This is a genomic window from Streptomyces kebangsaanensis, from assembly GCF_001906585.1.
GTDB classification, from domain to species: Bacteria; Actinomycetota; Actinomycetes; order Streptomycetales; family Streptomycetaceae; genus Streptomyces; species Streptomyces kebangsaanensis.
Genome location: NZ_JUJA01000110.1, coordinates 33,165 through 48,726, shown reverse-complemented (window position 1 = coordinate 48,726; position 15,562 = coordinate 33,165). Strand labels below are relative to the sequence as shown.

The window sequence follows — 15,562 nt, the reverse complement described above, 5'->3', positions numbered from 1 at the left end:
GGGGCCGGCGGGGGTCCAGACCGGGTCGTCGGAGCGGGCGAGCCGGCGGAAGACGCCGCTGGCCCGGAAGTGCGTCAGGGTCTCCGGGGGGACGCGCCGTCCCACGATGGTGGAGACCCGTGCCGGGTCGGTGGTGTCCTGCCGCGCGGAGTAGGCGAGCACGCGGGACTGCGCGTCCTCGACCGTCACGGGCGCGTCGATGATCTCGGCCGCCTTGTCGGCCAGGGCGAACAGGTCGCTGTGCGGACCGGGGGTGCCCAGAGCGCCGGTCTCGGGCGCGGAGGCCCGGTCGATGACGCCGCGCAGCAGCCAGACGACGTGCGCCCACGAGGTGTGCGGCCGCAGTTCGACCAGCGCGGGGCCCGCCAGCCTCCGGACGGCGCGGGCCACCTGCGGGTCGCGCGCGACGGGTCCCTTGAGCACGAGGCCCGCCGCCGATGCCCCGGCGGCCCGTTCCAGCAGGGCGAGGGCTCCGGTCCGGTCCGTCACGCCCACCCCCAGGACGAGCTCGCCCGGCTGGCCCGCGGTGTCGCCGGGCTCGGGCAGGGCGACGTCGTGCACCTCGGCGTCGCCGGCCGGAACGACCGTACGGAGGAACCCGGTCCCCAGGGAATCCACGAGGTCGGTGACGGTGATCATGCCCGGTGCCCCGCGGTGCGGCAGGGGGAACTGCTCATGCTCATGAGTTCCATTGTGACCCGGGCGGTAGTGCTCCGCGCATCATCGGCGCTCACTCCATTGGCCGCCCAGCACAAAGACAACGGGGTCGGCCGGCCTCACCATCAGAGGCACCACCGCCCCGAAGAAGAGGTTCCGCATGGCCCGCCCTCCCTCGCCCGCACACCCCGGTCCCAGCCGTGTCGCCGTCGTCGGCGCGGGCATGGTCGGACTGTCCACCGCCTGGTTCCTGCAGGAGCGGGGCGTCGGCGTCACCGTGTACGACCGTGAGGGGGTGGCCGCGGGGTCGTCCTGGGGCAACGCCGGATGGCTGACCCCCGGCCTGGCGACGCCGCTGCCCGAACCGGCGGTCCTCACGTACGGGGTGCGGGCCGTGCTCAGCCCGTCCTCCCCGGTCTACGTCCCGCCCAGCGCGAACCCGAAACTGCTCAGGTTCCTCGCGGGCTTCGCCCGCAACAGCACCGCGGCCAAGTGGCTGCAAGCCATGCGTGCGCTCGTCCCCGTCAACAGCCTGGCGCTGCCGAGCTTCGACACGCTGGCCGAAGGCGGCGTCGAGGCACGGACCCTCGAGGCCAAGTCCTTCCTCGCGGCCTACCGCACGGCCGCGGAGCGCCGGGTTCTGCTGGAGGAGCTCGAGCAGATCCACGCCGCGGGCCAGACCATGGAGTTCGACGTCCTCGACGGGGACGAGGCCCGGGGGATCGAACCGTCCCTGTCGGACGAGGTCGGCGCGGCGATCCGGCTGCACGGCCAGCGCTACATCGACCCGGGACACTTCGTGCACGCCCTGGCCGAAGCGGTCCGCGCCCGGGGCGGGGTGATCCGGGAGGGCACGGAGGTCACCGACGTGCGGGACGCGGCGGCCGGTGTCACCGTCCTGACCGGTGGCGGCGAGAACGAGCGCTTCGACGCGGTGGTGCTGGCCACCGGAGCCTGGCTCGGCCGCCTCGCCGGGAGGTTCGGTGTGCGCCGCCTCGTGCAGGCCGGCCGCGGGTACAGCTTCAGCGTCCCCGTGGAGCACGTGCCGTCCGGTCCCGTCTACTTCCCCGCCCAGCGCGTCGCCTGCACGCCTCTCGGCGACCGTCTGCGCGTCGCCGGAATGATGGAGTTCCGCAGTCCGGAGGCGCCCCTGGACGCCCGCCGGATCAACGCCATCGCCGAGGCCGCGCGCCCGCTGCTGCGCGGCGCCGACCTGGACGCCCGCCAGGACGAGTGGGTCGGCTCCCGCCCGTGCACGACCGACGGCCTGCCCCTGATCGGGGCCACGCGCTCCCCCCGGGTCTTCGCCGCGGGCGGGCACGGCATGTGGGGCATCACCCTCGGCCCGGCGACCGGACAGCTGCTCGCCGAAACGATCGTCACCGGCGAACGGCCCTCCCCGCTGGCGCCGTTCGACCCGCTGCGCTGACCAGCGACCAGCAATCAGCGGACAGCCGGCAGCAGACAGCGCATGCCGCCGGGCGGGACCGTCGACCACGGCCCCGCCCGGCGGCGTCCGCATGTCCGCGTTCCTCCTCCCCGTGTCCGGCCCGGTCCCTGAGGGCGGACGGCAGGACGCGCTGGTGACGGGGCCTTGACCCGGGTGCGATGATGTCGGGCGACAAGGCGACGGCGGAACGAGGAAGCCGGTGTGAATCCGGCGCGGTCCCGCCACTGTGATCGGCGAGCGAATCCCGAACTGGCCACTGCCCCGAGGCGGGTGGGAAGGCCGGGACGAGCCTCGACCCGAGAGCCAGGAGACTCACGCGGTCGCCTCCTCGACGACAACCGGGGCGGATTTCCCCGGGGAGGAGAGTGATGCGGCGTGCCTGGAAGGCCTGCCGGAAGGACAGCCGACGAAGCGGTGCCCTGCCGGGTCGTGGTGTGCCGGGACTGCTGCTGCGGCAGCCCCGAGGTGACCGCCACCGACCACGCGGCACAGACCGCGCGTCTCGGTGAGGAAGCTCCCGTACGCGTCTCGACGTGCCTGGACGTGTGCGACCAGGCCAATGTGATCGTCGTTCAGCCCTCCGCCGCCGGGCGGGCCGCCGGTGCCCGGCCGGTGTGGCTCGGCCTGGTCAACGACCCGGCCGCGACCGAGGACGTCGCCGCCTGGGTCCGGGCGGGCGGTCCCGGTGTCGCCCGGCGGCCCGAGATCCTCGACCTCCACGTCTTCACCCCGCCGCGACGGCGCGCCTCCTCAGGGCCGTCGTCCCGCGGCGGTCTGTGACGCTCCCGCCGCTCCCGCCGCTCCCGCCGCTCCCGCCGTTCCCACCGCTCCCGCCGATGCGGTCGGGGCCGGTGGCGGTCCGTACGACCCTCGACACCCGGTCGCGGCACGTCTCGACGATCGTCCACCCCGTCCGGTGACCATCCCGGACACGCTGGTGAGAGGAACCACCCCATGACGACGGGCAGACGCCCACTGTCCCTGCTGCTGGCCACCGCCTCGGCCCTGCTGATCGCCGGCTGCGGCGGAAGCCCCCACCAGAACGCCGGCGCCGACACCGACGTCGGCGCGGCGAAAGGCTTCCCGGTCACCCTGTCCAACTGCGGGGTGACCACGACCTACCAGCGCCCACCGCGGCGCGCGGTGTCGCTGAACCAGCACGCGACCGAGGTGATGCTGGCGCTCGGGCTGGAGAAGTCGATGGTCGGCACGGCCTACCCCGACAACGGGATCCTTCCCGAGTACCAGGCCGCCTACAAGAAGATCGAGCTGCTGGCGAAGGAGTACCCGTCCTACGAGACGCTGCTGACGGCCGAGCCCGACTTCGTCTACGGCGGCTGGAGCTCCGCCTTCGACGAGAAGGAGGGCCGCTCCCGCGACACTCTCGCCCGGGCCGGGATCAACACCCGCCTCAACATCGAGGAGTGTCCCTCGGGGCCGGTGACGATGGCGACGATGGACCGGGAGGTCCGCGAGGTCGCCGAGGTCTTCGGCGTTCCCGAGCGGGCCGAACGGCAGTTGAAGCGGCTGCACGCCACGCTGGACGAGGTCGGGGAGAAGCTCGACGGCGTCGAGCCGGTGAAGCTCTTCGTCTACGACAGCGGCGACAGGACCGCTTTCACCGCCGGGGGTGCGGGCATCGGCAACGACATGATCGAGCGGGCCGGCGGGGTGAACCTGTTCGCCGACGTCGACAAGGCGTTCGGTGACGTGTCGTTCGAGCAGGTGGCCGAGCGGGCGCCCGAGGCCGTCGTCATCTACGACTACGGCGACCAGGCCGTCGAGGAGAAGAAGAGGTTCCTGCTCGCCCACCCGGCGCTGAAGGACGTGCCCGCGATCAGGAACAAGCGGTTCGCGGTGCTGCCGCTGTCGTCCACCGTGCTGGGCGTGCGGGTGCCGGCGGCCGTGGAGTCGCTGGCCCGCCAGCTCCACCCGGACCGCTTCCGGTGACCGACGTGACGGTGGGCGGCTCCCCGGCCGGGGTTCCGGGAGCCGCCGACCGTCGCCGCAGGCTCCCCTACGCCCTGGTGCTGGCGGGGCTCGGCGCCCTGGTGGCGGTGGCGGCGACGTTCGGGATCGCGGCCGGTTCGGTCGGCATCCCGGCGGGGGAGGTGTGGGGCATCCTGCTCCACCGGGTCCACCCCGCCCTGGCCGAGCCCACGTGGTCCCCGGTGCGCGAGACGATCGTCACCGACGTACGGCTGCCGAGGGTGGTGCTGTGCGCGGTGGTGGGCGCGGGACTGTCGGTGGCCGGGACGGCCCTGCAGGCGCTGGTGCGCAACCCGCTCGCCGATCCGATGCTGCTGGGGGTGTCGTCCGGGGCGAGCGTCGGCGCGGTGCTGGTCCTGGTCCTCCACGTGACGTTGTTCGGTGCCTTCTCGCTGCCGCTGGCGGCGTTCTGCGGCGCGCTGGCCGCCCTGGTCGCGGTGTACTTCCTGGCCCGTTCCGGCGGGCGGATGACCACGCTGCGGCTGGTCCTGGCGGGCGTGGCCACGGCCGAGGTGCTGTCGGCGGTGACCAGCTTCCTCGTGGTCACCTCCAACGATCCGCACAAGACGCAGTCGGCGCTGCGCTGGATGCTCGGCGGGCTGGCCGGCACCACGTGGACGATGGTGTGGATCCCCGCCGGCGCGGTCCTGCTCGGCACGGCGGTCCTGCTCGGCGTGTGCCGTCCGCTGAACCTGCTGCTGGCCGGGGAGGAGGCCGCGGCCGCCCTGGGCCTGGACGTCCACCGCTTCCGGGCCGCGCTGTTCACCCTGGTCGCGCTGATGATCGGCACGATCGTCGCGGTCAGCGGCCAGATCGGCTTCGTCGGCCTGATCCTTCCGCACGTCGTACGGCTGCTGGTGGGCGCAGACCACCGCCGTGCGCTCCCGGCCGCCGCGCTGCTGGGCGCGGCCTTCCTGATCGCCGCCGATCTGGCCGCGCGCACGCTGATGAGCCCCGAGGAGATCCCCGTCGGCATCCTCACCGCCCTGACCGGCGGGCCGTTCTTCCTCTGGCTGATGCGAAGGAGGACACGATGACGGCCGGCCGCCCTGAGACGGAAGCCGGGACGACGGAAGCCGGGACGACGGAAGCCGGGACGACGGAACCCGGAGCAGCAGGGCCCGGAGCGACGGCACCCGGAACCCTGGACATCGACGGCGTCTCCGTGACCGTCGACGGCAGAACCCTGGTGGACCGGGTCTCCTTGACGGTGTCCCCCGGGGAAGTGGTCGGGCTCGTCGGCCCGAACGGCGCCGGCAAGTCCACCCTCCTGCGCACCGTCTACCGCGCACTGCGCCCCACGTCGGGCAGGGTGCTGCTGGACGGCGCGGACGTCTGGCGGATGCCCGGCAAGCGCCTGGCCCGGCACCTGGCGGCCGTCCTGCAGGAACACGCCGGGGACTTCGAGCTCACCGTGTACGAGGTGGTGGCCATGGGCCGCACTCCGCACAAGCGTCCCTTCGCGGGCGATGACGCCGGCGACCGCGCCGTCGTCACGGCCGCGCTGACGGAACTCGACGTCGCCGGCCTCGCCGACGCGCCCTTCGACCGGCTGTCGGGCGGGGAGAAGCAGCGCGTCCTGATCGCCCGCGCGCTCGCCCAGCGGGCGGGGACGATGGTGCTGGACGAACCGACCAACCACCTCGACCTGCGCCACCAGCTCGACGCGCTCCGCCTCGTCCGCCGGCTCGGCGTCACCGCCGTCGTCGCCCTGCACGACCTCAACCTCGCCGCGTCGTTCTGCGACCGGCTCTGCGTCCTGGAGACCGGCCGCGTGGTCGCCCACGGCACCCCGCGGGACGTCCTCACCCCCGCCCTGCTGGCCGAGGTCTACCGCGTCGAGGCGTACGTCACCGAGCACCCCCGCAGCGGCGCGCCCCAGGTGACGCTCCTCTCCGGCGACGACCGGCCCGGACGGGGACGACGGGGACGGGAGGCCGCACGGACGTGACAGCAACGGCCCGGGGCCGGAAGGGTTCCGGCCCCGGGCTCCTGCGCGCCGGGACTGCGAGCGACCGTGCGCCGGGACCGCGCGCGACCGTGCGCCGCGGTCCGAGGACGTGACGCACAGGTGGCACGGCTCAGTGCTTCTCCAGTTTCACCTCCGGCAGCAGGCGCTCCAGCGGCTTCGGGAGCCACCAGGCGCGGCGGCCCATCAGCTCCATCGCCGCGGGGACGATCAGGAGGCGGATGACGACCGCGTCCACGAAGATGGCGACCGCCATGCCGAAGCCGGTCTGCTGCAGCAGCCGCTGAGAGCTGAGCATGAAGGCGCCGAAGACCACGATCATGATGGCGCCCGCCGCGGTGATCACACCGCCGGTGTGGGCCAGGCCCTCCCGGACCGCGAGCGTGCTGTTCCTGCTCTTCGTCCACTCCTCGTGGATGCGGGACACCAGGAAGATCTCGTAGTCCATGGAGAGGCCGAACACCACGGCGAAGATCATCACCGGCAGGTAGGCCTCGATCGGGCCGGGCTCCACGCCGAACCAGCCGTGCTGGAACACCAGGGTGATGGCACCCAGCGCGGCGCCGATGCTCAGCAGGTTCAGCAGTGCGGCCTTGAGCGGGATCAGGACCGAGCGGAAGACCGTCATCAGGAGCAGCAGCGACAGGCCCACGACGATGGCCACGAACAGCGGCATGCGGTCGGAGACCTTCTCCGAGTAGTCCTCGGCGGCGGCCGTGGAACCGCCCACCAGGTACCGGGCGCCGGTCTCCTCGGACACGCCGGGCAGCACGTCGTCGCGCAGGGTGGTGACCAGGTCGGCGGTCTCCTCGTCCTGCGGCGAGGAGGCCGGGAACGCCAGCACCGTGGCGGCCTTGCCGTCCTCGGTGAGCACCGGCGGGGTGGCCGCGTCGATGCCGGGGGTGTCGTTCAGCTTCGCGGTGACGGCGGCACCCGCCTGCTCGACGCCGCCCTTCCCGCCGTCGACGACCACGAGCAGCGGCCCGTTGAAGCCGGGACCGAAGCCCTCGGACAGCAGGTCGTACGCCTGCCGGCTGGTGGTGTCGGGCGCGTCGCTGCCCGCGTCCGCGAAGCCGAGCCGCATGCCGAGCGCGGGCACGCACAGCGCGCCCAGGATCACCGCGGCGGCCAGCAGGCCGGCCAGCGGACGGCGCTGCACCCCGGCGGCGAGCCTGCGCCACGTGGTGCCCTCCACGGCCTTGCCCTTGGCCATCCGCTTGGCGGCCCGCGCGGTGAACTGGCGGGCGAAGCGCTCGCCGAAGACGCCGAGCAGGGCGGGCAGCAGGGTCAGTGAGGCGATCATGGTGACCAGCACGGTCAGCGCCACGGAGATGGCCATGCCCTGCAGCGAGCCGAGGCCGAGCGCGACCAGGCCGAGCAGCGCCAGGATGACCGTGCAGCCGGCGAAGAACACCGAGCGTCCGGCCGCGTCCAGCGCGTCCTTGGTGGCCCGTTCCGGGGCGGCCCCGCGCACCAGCTCCGCCCGGTAGCGGGCGAAGATCAGCAGCGCGTAGTCGATACCGACGCCCAGACCGACCAGGATCATCACGTACGACGTCCAGTCGGCGATCATGAAGAGGTGCGAGGCGAGGATGATCCCGCCGAGCGTCGAACCCACCGCGAACACCGCGGTCATGATGGGCAGTCCGGCGGCGATCACCGTGCCGAACATGAACACCAGGATGACCAGGGCGGCCAGCAGGCCGGCGCCCTCGGCGGCGCCCCCGGAGTCCTCGGCGAGCACCCGGGCCGCCTCACCGCCCAGTTCGACCTGCAGTCCGTCGCCCTCGGCGGCGACCGCGGCGTCGTAGATCTTCTGGCTGTCGTCCTTCTTCATGTCCTTCGAGGCGATGTCCAGCACCACGGTGGCGTACCCGACGGTCCCGTCCTTGGAGATGGCGGAGGTGTCGTCGTACAGGCTGCGCACCGAGGCCACGTTGGGCAGGCCGGCGACCTTCGTCAGCATGCCCTCGACGCGCTGCTCGACGGCCGGGGCACGCAGTCCGTCCGCGTCCTTCAGGACGATCTGCACGGTGTCGCCGGCGCGTGCGGCGCCGTGCTCGGTCAGCACGTCGGCGGCGGCCTGGGACTCGGTGCCGGGCAGCGAGTAGTCCTCACGGTAGTCGTCGCCCACCGCCGACGCGGCCGCCCAGACGCCCACCAGCACGGTGAACCAGAGGATCAGGGCCAGCCACTTCCGACGGTGGGAGAAGCCGGCGACGCGGGCGAACACGCCCTCCCGGCTCGGTGTCTGTGTGATCTCTTCGGTCAGGGTCATGGTTGTCTCGGTCTTTCTCCACAGGGTTCACAGGATTCACAGGGATCGGGACTGCGGCGTGGACGACCCGGGTCACCGGCCCGGAGGCCCGGCCGCCCGGGTGCCGGACCGGCGCCGCAGCCGCGCCCGGGCGGCCAGCAGCAGCGGAACGGCACAGATCAGCAGGGGCAGCAGCAGCCGCTGCACGACGCCGTCGGAGGCGTACTCCGTCAGCGGCAGCCGGTGCCCGGCGAGCAGCGGCAGGACGGCCATCACCACCGAGGTCAGGAGGGAGGACGGGCCGCCCGCCTGACCGCCCGTCAGCAGGTGGGCGCGCTGGAACGGCGCCCCGGTCAGCCGCCGCGCGGCCGACCCCATGCCGTGGGCGAGGAACAGCAGGGCGACCGCCACGGCGGTCGGAGCTCCCGTGACGGGGGGCGCGGGCCGGTCGGGCTCCTCGTCGACCACGGAGGCCAGCGTCCAGCCCCAGCCGCAGGCCAGCACGTAGCTGCTGACCACGACCAGGGTCTCGCACACCGGCCCGCCCCCCGCGGCCCGCCAGCACAGGCCCGCGTTGCGCACCAGCCAGCCGACGAGCAACGGCAGGAGCACCGCCCGCAGTCCGCCCGCCAGGTCGCCGGCGAGTGCCGGGAAGCAGCCGGCCAGCACCGCGACGGACAGGAGCAGCCAGCCCTCGTGGACCAGGGACAACGGCCACAGGACGCTGCCGGCGCGCCGCCGTTCGGCACAGTCGCGGCCCAGGTACGGCAGCGCCATGCCCAGGCCGATGTCCGCTCCGCCGAGCATGAAGTACGCGGCGGAGCAGCCGGCGAGCAGCACGGTGGCGACCAGTTCCACGGTGGCTCACCCCCGGCGGTGCGACCGCGTGCGGTGGTCGCGCCCGGAAGCCGTGAGGAGGCGCCCGCCGGCTCCGGGGGATTCAAGCCGGCGGGCGGGTTCGGAGGTGGTCCGCAGTTCCACGTCCCCACGATCGGCTCACGGCTTCGGCCGCCGCGTCGGCCACCGGATGGCACCGTGCGTACCCCGTGGGGTGCAGCGGGGCGGCGGGGCGTACACCCGGGGTTGCGGGTGGCTGCCGGGTGATGCGGGGTCGGGGGATGTCACCGCTGGTCAAGGCCCTGGGGCGGCTGGGCGGTCGGGGTGCCCGGGGTGGTGGGGTTCGCGCGGACGTACGCCCGGGGTTGTGGCTGCGGGGGAGCGGTGCGCCCCGGGGCGTGGGCCGGCCGGGAGGCGGGACCCCGTCACCGCGGCGGCGCGCACGGCCGGGGACCGCGCCGCGCGCCCGTCCGTCAGCTGAGCCAGCCGGGGGTGATCATGCCGGATTCGTAGGCGGTGATGACGAGTTGGGTGCGGTCGCGGGCGCCGAGTTTGGACATGATGCGGCTGACGTGGGTCTTGGCGGTCGCGGGGCTCAGCACCAGGCGGCGGGCGATCTCGTCGTTGGTCAGGCCGGCGCCGACCAGGCCGAGCACCTCCCGTTCCCGTTCGGTGAGGGTGTTCAGCCGCGGGCTCGGGTCGGGGTGGCGGACGCGGTTGGCGAACTCGGCGATCAGCCGCCGGGTGACCTTGGGGGCGATCAGGGCGTCGCCGCGGGCGCAGACGCGGATGCCGTGCAGCAGTTCCATCGGCTCGGTGTCCTTCACCAGGAAGCCCGAGGCGCCCGCGTGCAGGGCGCTGTAGACGTAGTCGTCCATGTCGAAGGTGGTCAGGATGACCACCTTCACCCCGGACAGCCGTTCGTCCTCGATGATCCGCCGGGTGGCGGCCAGGCCGTCCTCCTCGGGCATCCTGATGTCCATCAGGACGACGTCCGGGAGCAGTTCACGGGCCAGCTGGACGGCTTCCGTGCCGTTGGACGCCTCGCCGACCACCTCGATGTCGTCCTCGTCGTCGAGGATGGACCGGAATCCGGCCCGCACGAGCCTCTGGTCGTCGGCGAGCACGACGGTGATGGGTGTGGGCGTGGACGTGGTCATGGGCCACAGAGTAGTCAGGACGGTGTCCCGACCGGCCGGATTCCAGCCGGTCCGCCGGGACATCGCCCCGGCCGTCAGCCGTCAGCCGTCAGCCGTCAGCCGTCAGCCGTCAGCCGTCAGCCGTCGGCGGCCGCGCCCGCGGTGCCCGCCGCTCCCGCCGCGGCCGGGGGCGGTCGGGATCGCGGGGTGTCCTCGTGCGCCGTCTCCGGCGGACACAGCGGCAGGCGTGCCTCGACGCGGAAGCCCGAACCGGTGGTGCCCGCGGTCAGTTCGCCGCCCAGCGCCCTGGCCCGTTCCGTCATGCCCGCGATACCGCTGCCGACGGCGCCGTCCACCGCGCCGCGGCCGTCGTCCTCGACGCGCACCCGGAACTCGTCCGGGCCGTAGTGGACCCGGATGACGGCGTGCCGGGCCTGGGCGTGCCGGGTGATGTTGGTCAGCGACTCCTGGACGATGCGGTAGGCGGCCAGGGAGATCGGCGGCGGGACCACCGGCGCCTCGCCGGTGGTCTCCAGACTGATCTCCAGACCGGTCGCCCTGGCCCGGTCCGCGAGTTCGCCCAGCCGCTCCAGACCGGCCGTCGGCGAGACAGGGGCCTCCTCGTCCACCTGGCGCAGCACACCGAGGGTGCCGCGCAACTCGCGCAGCGCCTCCTTGCTGGTGTCCCGCACGAACTCCAGGGCGCTGATCAACTCCGCCGTCTCGCCGGGGCGTTTGGAGCTGCGGTGCAGGGCCGCGGCGACCTGGACGTTGATCAGGGAGATGCTGTGGCCGAGCACGTCGTGCAACTCGCGGGCGATCCGCAGCCGTTCCTCGGTGGCGGACTGCCGGGCCCGCACGTCGCGCTCCCGTTCGGCGGCCAGGGCACGCTGCTCCGCCTCCTGCTGGTACGCGTGCCGGACCCGCATCGCGTGGCCGAACGCGATGACGCTCAGGAACCAGCCGCTGAGCAGCACGATCGACGTGTTGTCGACCTTGCGCGGGTCGCCCACGGCCACGAACTCGCCGTAGGTGACCACCAGCATGACGATCACGGCCAGGCTCACCACGACGGCCAGTTGGCCGACCCTGGCCAGGGCGTACAGCGCCACCATGAAGACGATCGCCGGGCTCGGCCCGTCGATCTCCGTGATCTGGTAGTACGTGACACCGGCCACCATCGTGACCGCCCCGACCGAGACCGGCCAGCGGTAGCGGAAGCCGAGCGCGAGCCAGCCGATCAGGGCGAGCGCCCAGCCCAGCGCCTCGGTCCACGTGGTCCCCGCGCCGTCGTACCAGGCGCGTACCCCGCAGTCGAGGAACAGGGCGAGGCCGGTCAGCACCACCACCCGGTCCAGTCGGAACGCGCGAACCCAAGAGGGAAGCATGGGCCTCAGGGTACGGAGGTCCCTCCGGGCGGGCCAGGACCACCGGGCGGGGCGGCCGGACGCCGGACAGGTATCAGTCACGGAACGCCGCTTTCCCGTCCCCCCGCCGCGGCCGCCTCCTCCGCTCTCTCCCGCAGCAGCGGGGACGGGAGGAAGCGGTCGCCGTACCGCTCGGCCAGTTCCCCGCAGCGGGCGGTGAAGCCGGCCGGACCGCCCGGGTGGCCGTTGACGTACTGGAGCGCGCCGCCGGTCACAGCCAGCCCTTGACCCGCTCGGCGAGACGGACGGGGTCGGGGCCGACCAGGCGGACGTTGAGCTGGGTGACACCGGCCTCGCGGAACGCCTCGATGCGTTCGCGGACGTAGGACTCGGGGCCGCACAGGGAGACGAGTTCGGCGAACTCGTCCGGGACGGCCGCCTCCGCCTCCTTCTTCCAGCCGGCCAGGTACAGGTCCTGGATCCTCTCGGCGGCCTCTTCGTAGCCGTAGGCGCGGGCCACGTCGTTGTAGAAGTTCTTGCCCTTGGCGCCCATGCCGCCGACGTAGAGGGCGATCATCGGCCGGGCCAGGTCGCGGGCGGCCGCGGCGTCCTCGCCGACGGCCAGCAGGGCGCCCGCGACGATCTGCAGCGGTCCCCGCTCCGCGGGGCGGGCGGCCAGGCCCTCGTCCAGCGAGGGCCCCCAGACCCGGCGGGCCTTCTCGGGGACGAACAGATGCGGCAGCCAGCCGTCGGCGATCTGCGCGGTCATCCTGACGTTGGCCGGGCCGAGCGCCGCGAGGTACACCGGGATCTCCTCGCGCACCGGGTGGTTGAGGAACTTCAGCGGCTTGCCGAACTTCCCGCCCCTCTCCGGCGGCAGGGGCATGTCGGTGATCCCGTGGTGCTCGATCACCTCCCTCCTCCAGATCCGCCGGCACAGCTCGACCGTCTCGCGGGTCCGGCCCAGCGGCCTGTCGTACGGCAGCCCGTGCCAGCCCTCGACGACCTGCGGGCCGGACGCGCCGAGCCCGAGCAGGGCGCGGCCGCCGGAGACGGCGTCGAGTCCGGCCGCGGTCTGGGCGATCAGCGCGGGGGTGCGGGAGTAGACGTTGATGATGTACGACCCGATCCTCACGCGGTCCGTGCGGGCCGCGAGACAGCCCATGGTGGTGGGGGAGTCGTAGCCGTACGCCTCGGCGACCCAGACGGTGTCGAGTCCGGCCTCCTCCAGCCGCACGATCTCCTCGACGGCCTTCCTGGGGTCCTCGGCGTAGGGGAGGGTGGTGGCGAGTTCCATCGGTCGCTCCTCCTCAGAGCACCACGGGCATGCGCAGGGCGGCGTCCAGGCGGATGGTCTCGCCGTTGAGCATGGGGTTGTCGACGACATGGGCCACGAGTGAGGCGAACTCCTCGGGCGTGCCCATGCGCCGGGGGTGCGGGATCTGCTCGCGGAGCAGGTCGCGCACGGGTGGGGGCACCGTCTCGAGCAGGGCGGTGTCGAACAGTCCCGGTGCGACGGTGACCACGCGGATGGCGTGCTCGGCCAGTTCCCGGGCGAGCGGGAGGGTCATGCCCACGACCGCCGCCTTGGAGGCGGCGTAGGCGCTCTGCCCGGCCTGGCCGTCCCAGGCGGCGATGGAGGAGGTGGCCACGACGACGCCGCGCTCCTCGCCCCGCAGCGGCTGCGCCATGATGCGCGGGAGGGCCTGCCGTATCGCGTTGAACGTGCCGATCAGGTTGGTCTCGACGACCGTGGTGAACTCGGCCAGCCGCATCGGACGGCGGCCGATCACGCGCTTGCTGTGGGCGCCGCCCGCACAGCACACCAGCGTGCGCAGCGGACCCAGCTCCTCCGCGACGTCCATCGCCCGGGCGACGTCCTCCTCCACGCGGACGTCGGCGGCCACGAACGCGGCCGCCGGACCGAGTTCCTCCGCGGCGGCCTTTCCGGCCGCCTCCGTGCGGCCGACCAGGACGACCTTCGCCCCGGCCGTGACCAGCCGCCGGGCCGTGGCGAGGCCGAGGCCCGCCGTTCCTCCCGTGACCACCGCCACCGTGCCATCGAGCCGCATGGGCCCACTCCTTCCAGGTCGCCCGGACGTCGACGAAATTCCGCTCGGGACAGGGGGGACGCGGTCGGTGGAACCACGGGAACGGAAACCTTTCGATTCCTTTGATTTCCTTGTTTCCCTTGATTCCACCGGGCCGTGTCGGGGATACGAAAAAGGACCGGAACGCGGAAGAGAACCGCGCCGTGGTCAGGCCGTCGGCTCGTGCCAGCGCAGCACGACCGCACCGGCCGTCATTCCGGCGCCGACCGCGACCAGTGCGACGAGGTCACCGTCCCGGAACGGCCGGTCCCGGTGCGCGAGGGTCAGTGTCACCGGAATGGAGGCCGCGGCGATGTTTCCGGTGCGCCGGCCGTAGTCGGGGACCACGTCCGTCTCCAGGCCGACGAAATCGCCGAGCTTGCGGACCAGCCGGGGATTCGCCTGGTGGACGATGAGCCGGTTCAGCTCGTCCAGCCGTACGCCCGCCTTGTCCAGCGCCGAGTTGAGCACCTTGGGGCCCATCTCCAGCACCGTGCCGGTCACCGCCCGCCCGTCCATCTCGAACCAGCCGCCGGTGTGCGGGATGGTGGCGACGTGCGCCTTCCCGCCGTCGGCCCACAGCTCGGTCGAGAGGATTCCGTAACCCTCGGGCACGGGGCCGAGTTGCACGGCGCCGGCCCCGTCACCGAACAGCGGCGCGGTGCGGCGGTCGGTCGGGTCGACGCAACGGGTGAAGACGTCCGCGCCGATCACGAGGGGGTTTCGGGCCACGCCCGCCCGCACCATGCCGGCGGCCGTGGTGAGCGCGTACACGAAGCCCGAGCAGGCGGCGTTGACATCGAGGGCCGGCGCGCCCGACAGGCCCAGCCGGTCCTGCACGTAGCAGGCGGTCGCCGGCACCGAGCGGTCGGAGGTGACGGTGGCCAGCACGACGAGGTCGGGGACGACCGGGGCGTCGCGCAGCGCGTGCCGGGCGGCGTGGGTGGCCAGGTCGGAGGTCGACTCGCCGGGCGCCGCGTGGTGCCGCGCCTCGATGCCGATGCGATCACGTATCCATTCGAGTTCCACGCCCGTGCTTTTTCCCACGGACTCGTTGGCCACCGGTGGGCCGGGCAGACAGGCGCCCAGTCCGACAATTCCCAACGAGGCGTCAATGGCGCTGACTGTCACTTCCGCCCGCCTTCCTTGATAGGGGTGCAGGGCTCTTGATGACTGGTGAGCTTGGCAGCCCGGCGCGGGATCCGGTCAACGGGCGGAAGCCGGATCCGTCAAGTTCCGCGAGGGATTACGGCGGACCTGACGGATAAACCCGGCGGGCGTGTACGGGAACCGCCCGCGACTGTTTTATGGCGATGCGCGCGCGGCGGCCGGCCCACTCCGAAAACGTTCCGGGGGAGTTGACATACTGCGCCTTTTTCCGGGGCCGGGCCCCGACCGCACCGCCGGCGCCGACCTGACAGACAATCCCGCGGACGTTGTCCGTGCCCGGCGGAGAAACGTGTACTGGCAACGGCAGTGCCGGCCGCCCACCGGTCGCGCCCGGCGGAGTCGCGGAGCCGAGGAGTTGACGGACCAGGTGAAACGCTCGACAGCGGATGCGGACACCGGGCTGCCCGCTCCCCGACCGGCACCCTCGGCGACGGACGTCGGCCGGAAGGACACCGTGGACGTGCGGCCCCACGAGGTGGTGGAGGTGCTGGTGCGCTTCCGCGGTTGCAGGGGCCACTCCATGACGCACTGCCACAACCGTGGAGCACGGGGACATGGCCATGGTGACCGACCTCGACGTGGTGTGGGACACCGCGTGGGTCCGGCACCGGAGGGGACGGCCGCCGTGACCGGCGGG

Annotated in this window: 13 protein-coding genes, 1 pseudogene and 1 riboswitch; of the genes and pseudogenes, 5 read left to right on the top strand and 9 right to left on the bottom strand. The window is 73.1% G+C overall.

The features are described 5' to 3' along the window. Nucleotides 1–639 (bottom strand): annotated as a pseudogene (locus RH94_RS41405) (PucR family transcriptional regulator); the annotation flags it as partial. Nucleotides 640–817: 178 nt separating this feature from the next. On the opposite strand from RH94_RS41405, the gene RH94_RS16035 reads away from it, so the two are divergent. The 5 genes from RH94_RS16035 to RH94_RS16015 all read left to right on the top strand — a co-directional run bounded on the left by RH94_RS16035 (nt 818) and on the right by RH94_RS16015 (nt 6,047). After that, complete coding sequence (locus RH94_RS16035) at nt 818–2,086, top strand: NAD(P)/FAD-dependent oxidoreductase (protein ID WP_073948260.1); 1,269 nt, start codon at nt 818–820, stop codon at nt 2,084–2,086. A 165-nt stretch (nt 2,087–2,251) separates the two neighbouring features. Beyond that, a riboswitch (cobalamin riboswitch) is annotated at nt 2,252–2,441 on the top strand. Between the two features lie 41 nt (nt 2,442–2,482). Next, a complete protein-coding gene (locus RH94_RS16030) occupies nt 2,483–2,887 on the top strand; it encodes a hypothetical protein (RefSeq protein ID WP_073948259.1) in 405 nt (134 codons plus the stop codon). Nucleotides 2,888–3,061: 174 nt separating this feature from the next. Next, on the top strand, nt 3,062–4,057 hold the full coding sequence (locus RH94_RS16025; RefSeq protein WP_073948258.1) for an ABC transporter substrate-binding protein: 996 nt from the start codon (nt 3,062–3,064) through the stop codon (nt 4,055–4,057). Further along, the gene (locus RH94_RS16020; RefSeq protein WP_234425806.1) at nt 4,054–5,133 is read left to right on the top strand and encodes a FecCD family ABC transporter permease; all 1,080 of its coding nucleotides are present in this window, start codon (nt 4,054–4,056) and stop codon (nt 5,131–5,133) included. Before RH94_RS16025 ends, RH94_RS16020 begins: the two co-directional genes overlap by 4 nt. Next, complete coding sequence (locus tag RH94_RS16015; RefSeq protein ID WP_079189056.1) at nt 5,130–6,047, top strand: ABC transporter ATP-binding protein; 918 nt, start codon at nt 5,130–5,132, stop codon at nt 6,045–6,047. The genes RH94_RS16020 and RH94_RS16015 overlap by 4 nt, the downstream gene beginning before the upstream one ends. Nucleotides 6,048–6,177: 130 nt before the next feature. On the opposite strand, the gene RH94_RS16010 is transcribed toward RH94_RS16015, so the two are convergent. The 8 genes from RH94_RS16010 to RH94_RS15975 all read right to left on the bottom strand — a co-directional run bounded on the left by RH94_RS16010 (nt 6,178) and on the right by RH94_RS15975 (nt 14,886). Next, nucleotides 6,178–8,343, bottom strand: coding sequence for an MMPL family transporter (locus tag RH94_RS16010; protein ID WP_199880971.1), 2,166 nt, complete (start codon nt 8,341–8,343; stop codon nt 6,178–6,180). 72 nt (nt 8,344–8,415) lie between these two features. After that, nucleotides 8,416–9,180, bottom strand: a complete 765-nt coding sequence (locus RH94_RS16005; RefSeq protein WP_073948257.1) for a cytochrome d ubiquinol oxidase subunit II — start codon at nt 9,178–9,180, stop codon at nt 8,416–8,418. A gap of 452 nt (nt 9,181–9,632) precedes the next feature. Further along, the gene (locus RH94_RS16000; protein ID WP_073948256.1) at nt 9,633–10,319 is read right to left on the bottom strand and encodes a response regulator; all 687 of its coding nucleotides are present in this window, start codon (nt 10,317–10,319) and stop codon (nt 9,633–9,635) included. Nucleotides 10,320–10,435: 116 nt separating this feature from the next. Beyond that, nucleotides 10,436–11,686 carry a sensor histidine kinase gene (locus RH94_RS15995; protein ID WP_107428732.1) on the bottom strand — a complete coding sequence of 417 codons (1,251 nt, stop codon included), beginning with the start codon at nt 11,684–11,686 and terminating at the stop codon, nt 10,436–10,438. Nucleotides 11,687–11,763: 77 nt separating this feature from the next. Then, on the bottom strand, nt 11,764–11,940 hold the full coding sequence (locus RH94_RS39665) for a hypothetical protein (RefSeq protein ID WP_199880977.1): 177 nt from the start codon (nt 11,938–11,940) through the stop codon (nt 11,764–11,766). Beyond that, nucleotides 11,937–12,962 (bottom strand): LLM class F420-dependent oxidoreductase, encoded by a 1,026-nt coding sequence (locus tag RH94_RS15985; RefSeq protein WP_073948253.1) that lies wholly within the window; start codon nt 12,960–12,962, stop codon nt 11,937–11,939. The genes RH94_RS39665 and RH94_RS15985 overlap by 4 nt, the downstream gene beginning before the upstream one ends. 13 nt (nt 12,963–12,975) lie before the next feature. Beyond that, nucleotides 12,976–13,737 (bottom strand): SDR family NAD(P)-dependent oxidoreductase, encoded by a 762-nt coding sequence (locus RH94_RS15980; protein ID WP_073948252.1) that lies wholly within the window; start codon nt 13,735–13,737, stop codon nt 12,976–12,978. Between the two features lie 186 nt (nt 13,738–13,923). After that, nucleotides 13,924–14,886 carry a 3-oxoacyl-ACP synthase III family protein gene (locus tag RH94_RS15975; protein WP_158073056.1) on the bottom strand — a complete coding sequence of 321 codons (963 nt, stop codon included), beginning with the start codon at nt 14,884–14,886 and terminating at the stop codon, nt 13,924–13,926. Nucleotides 14,887–15,562: the final 676 nt, after the last annotated feature.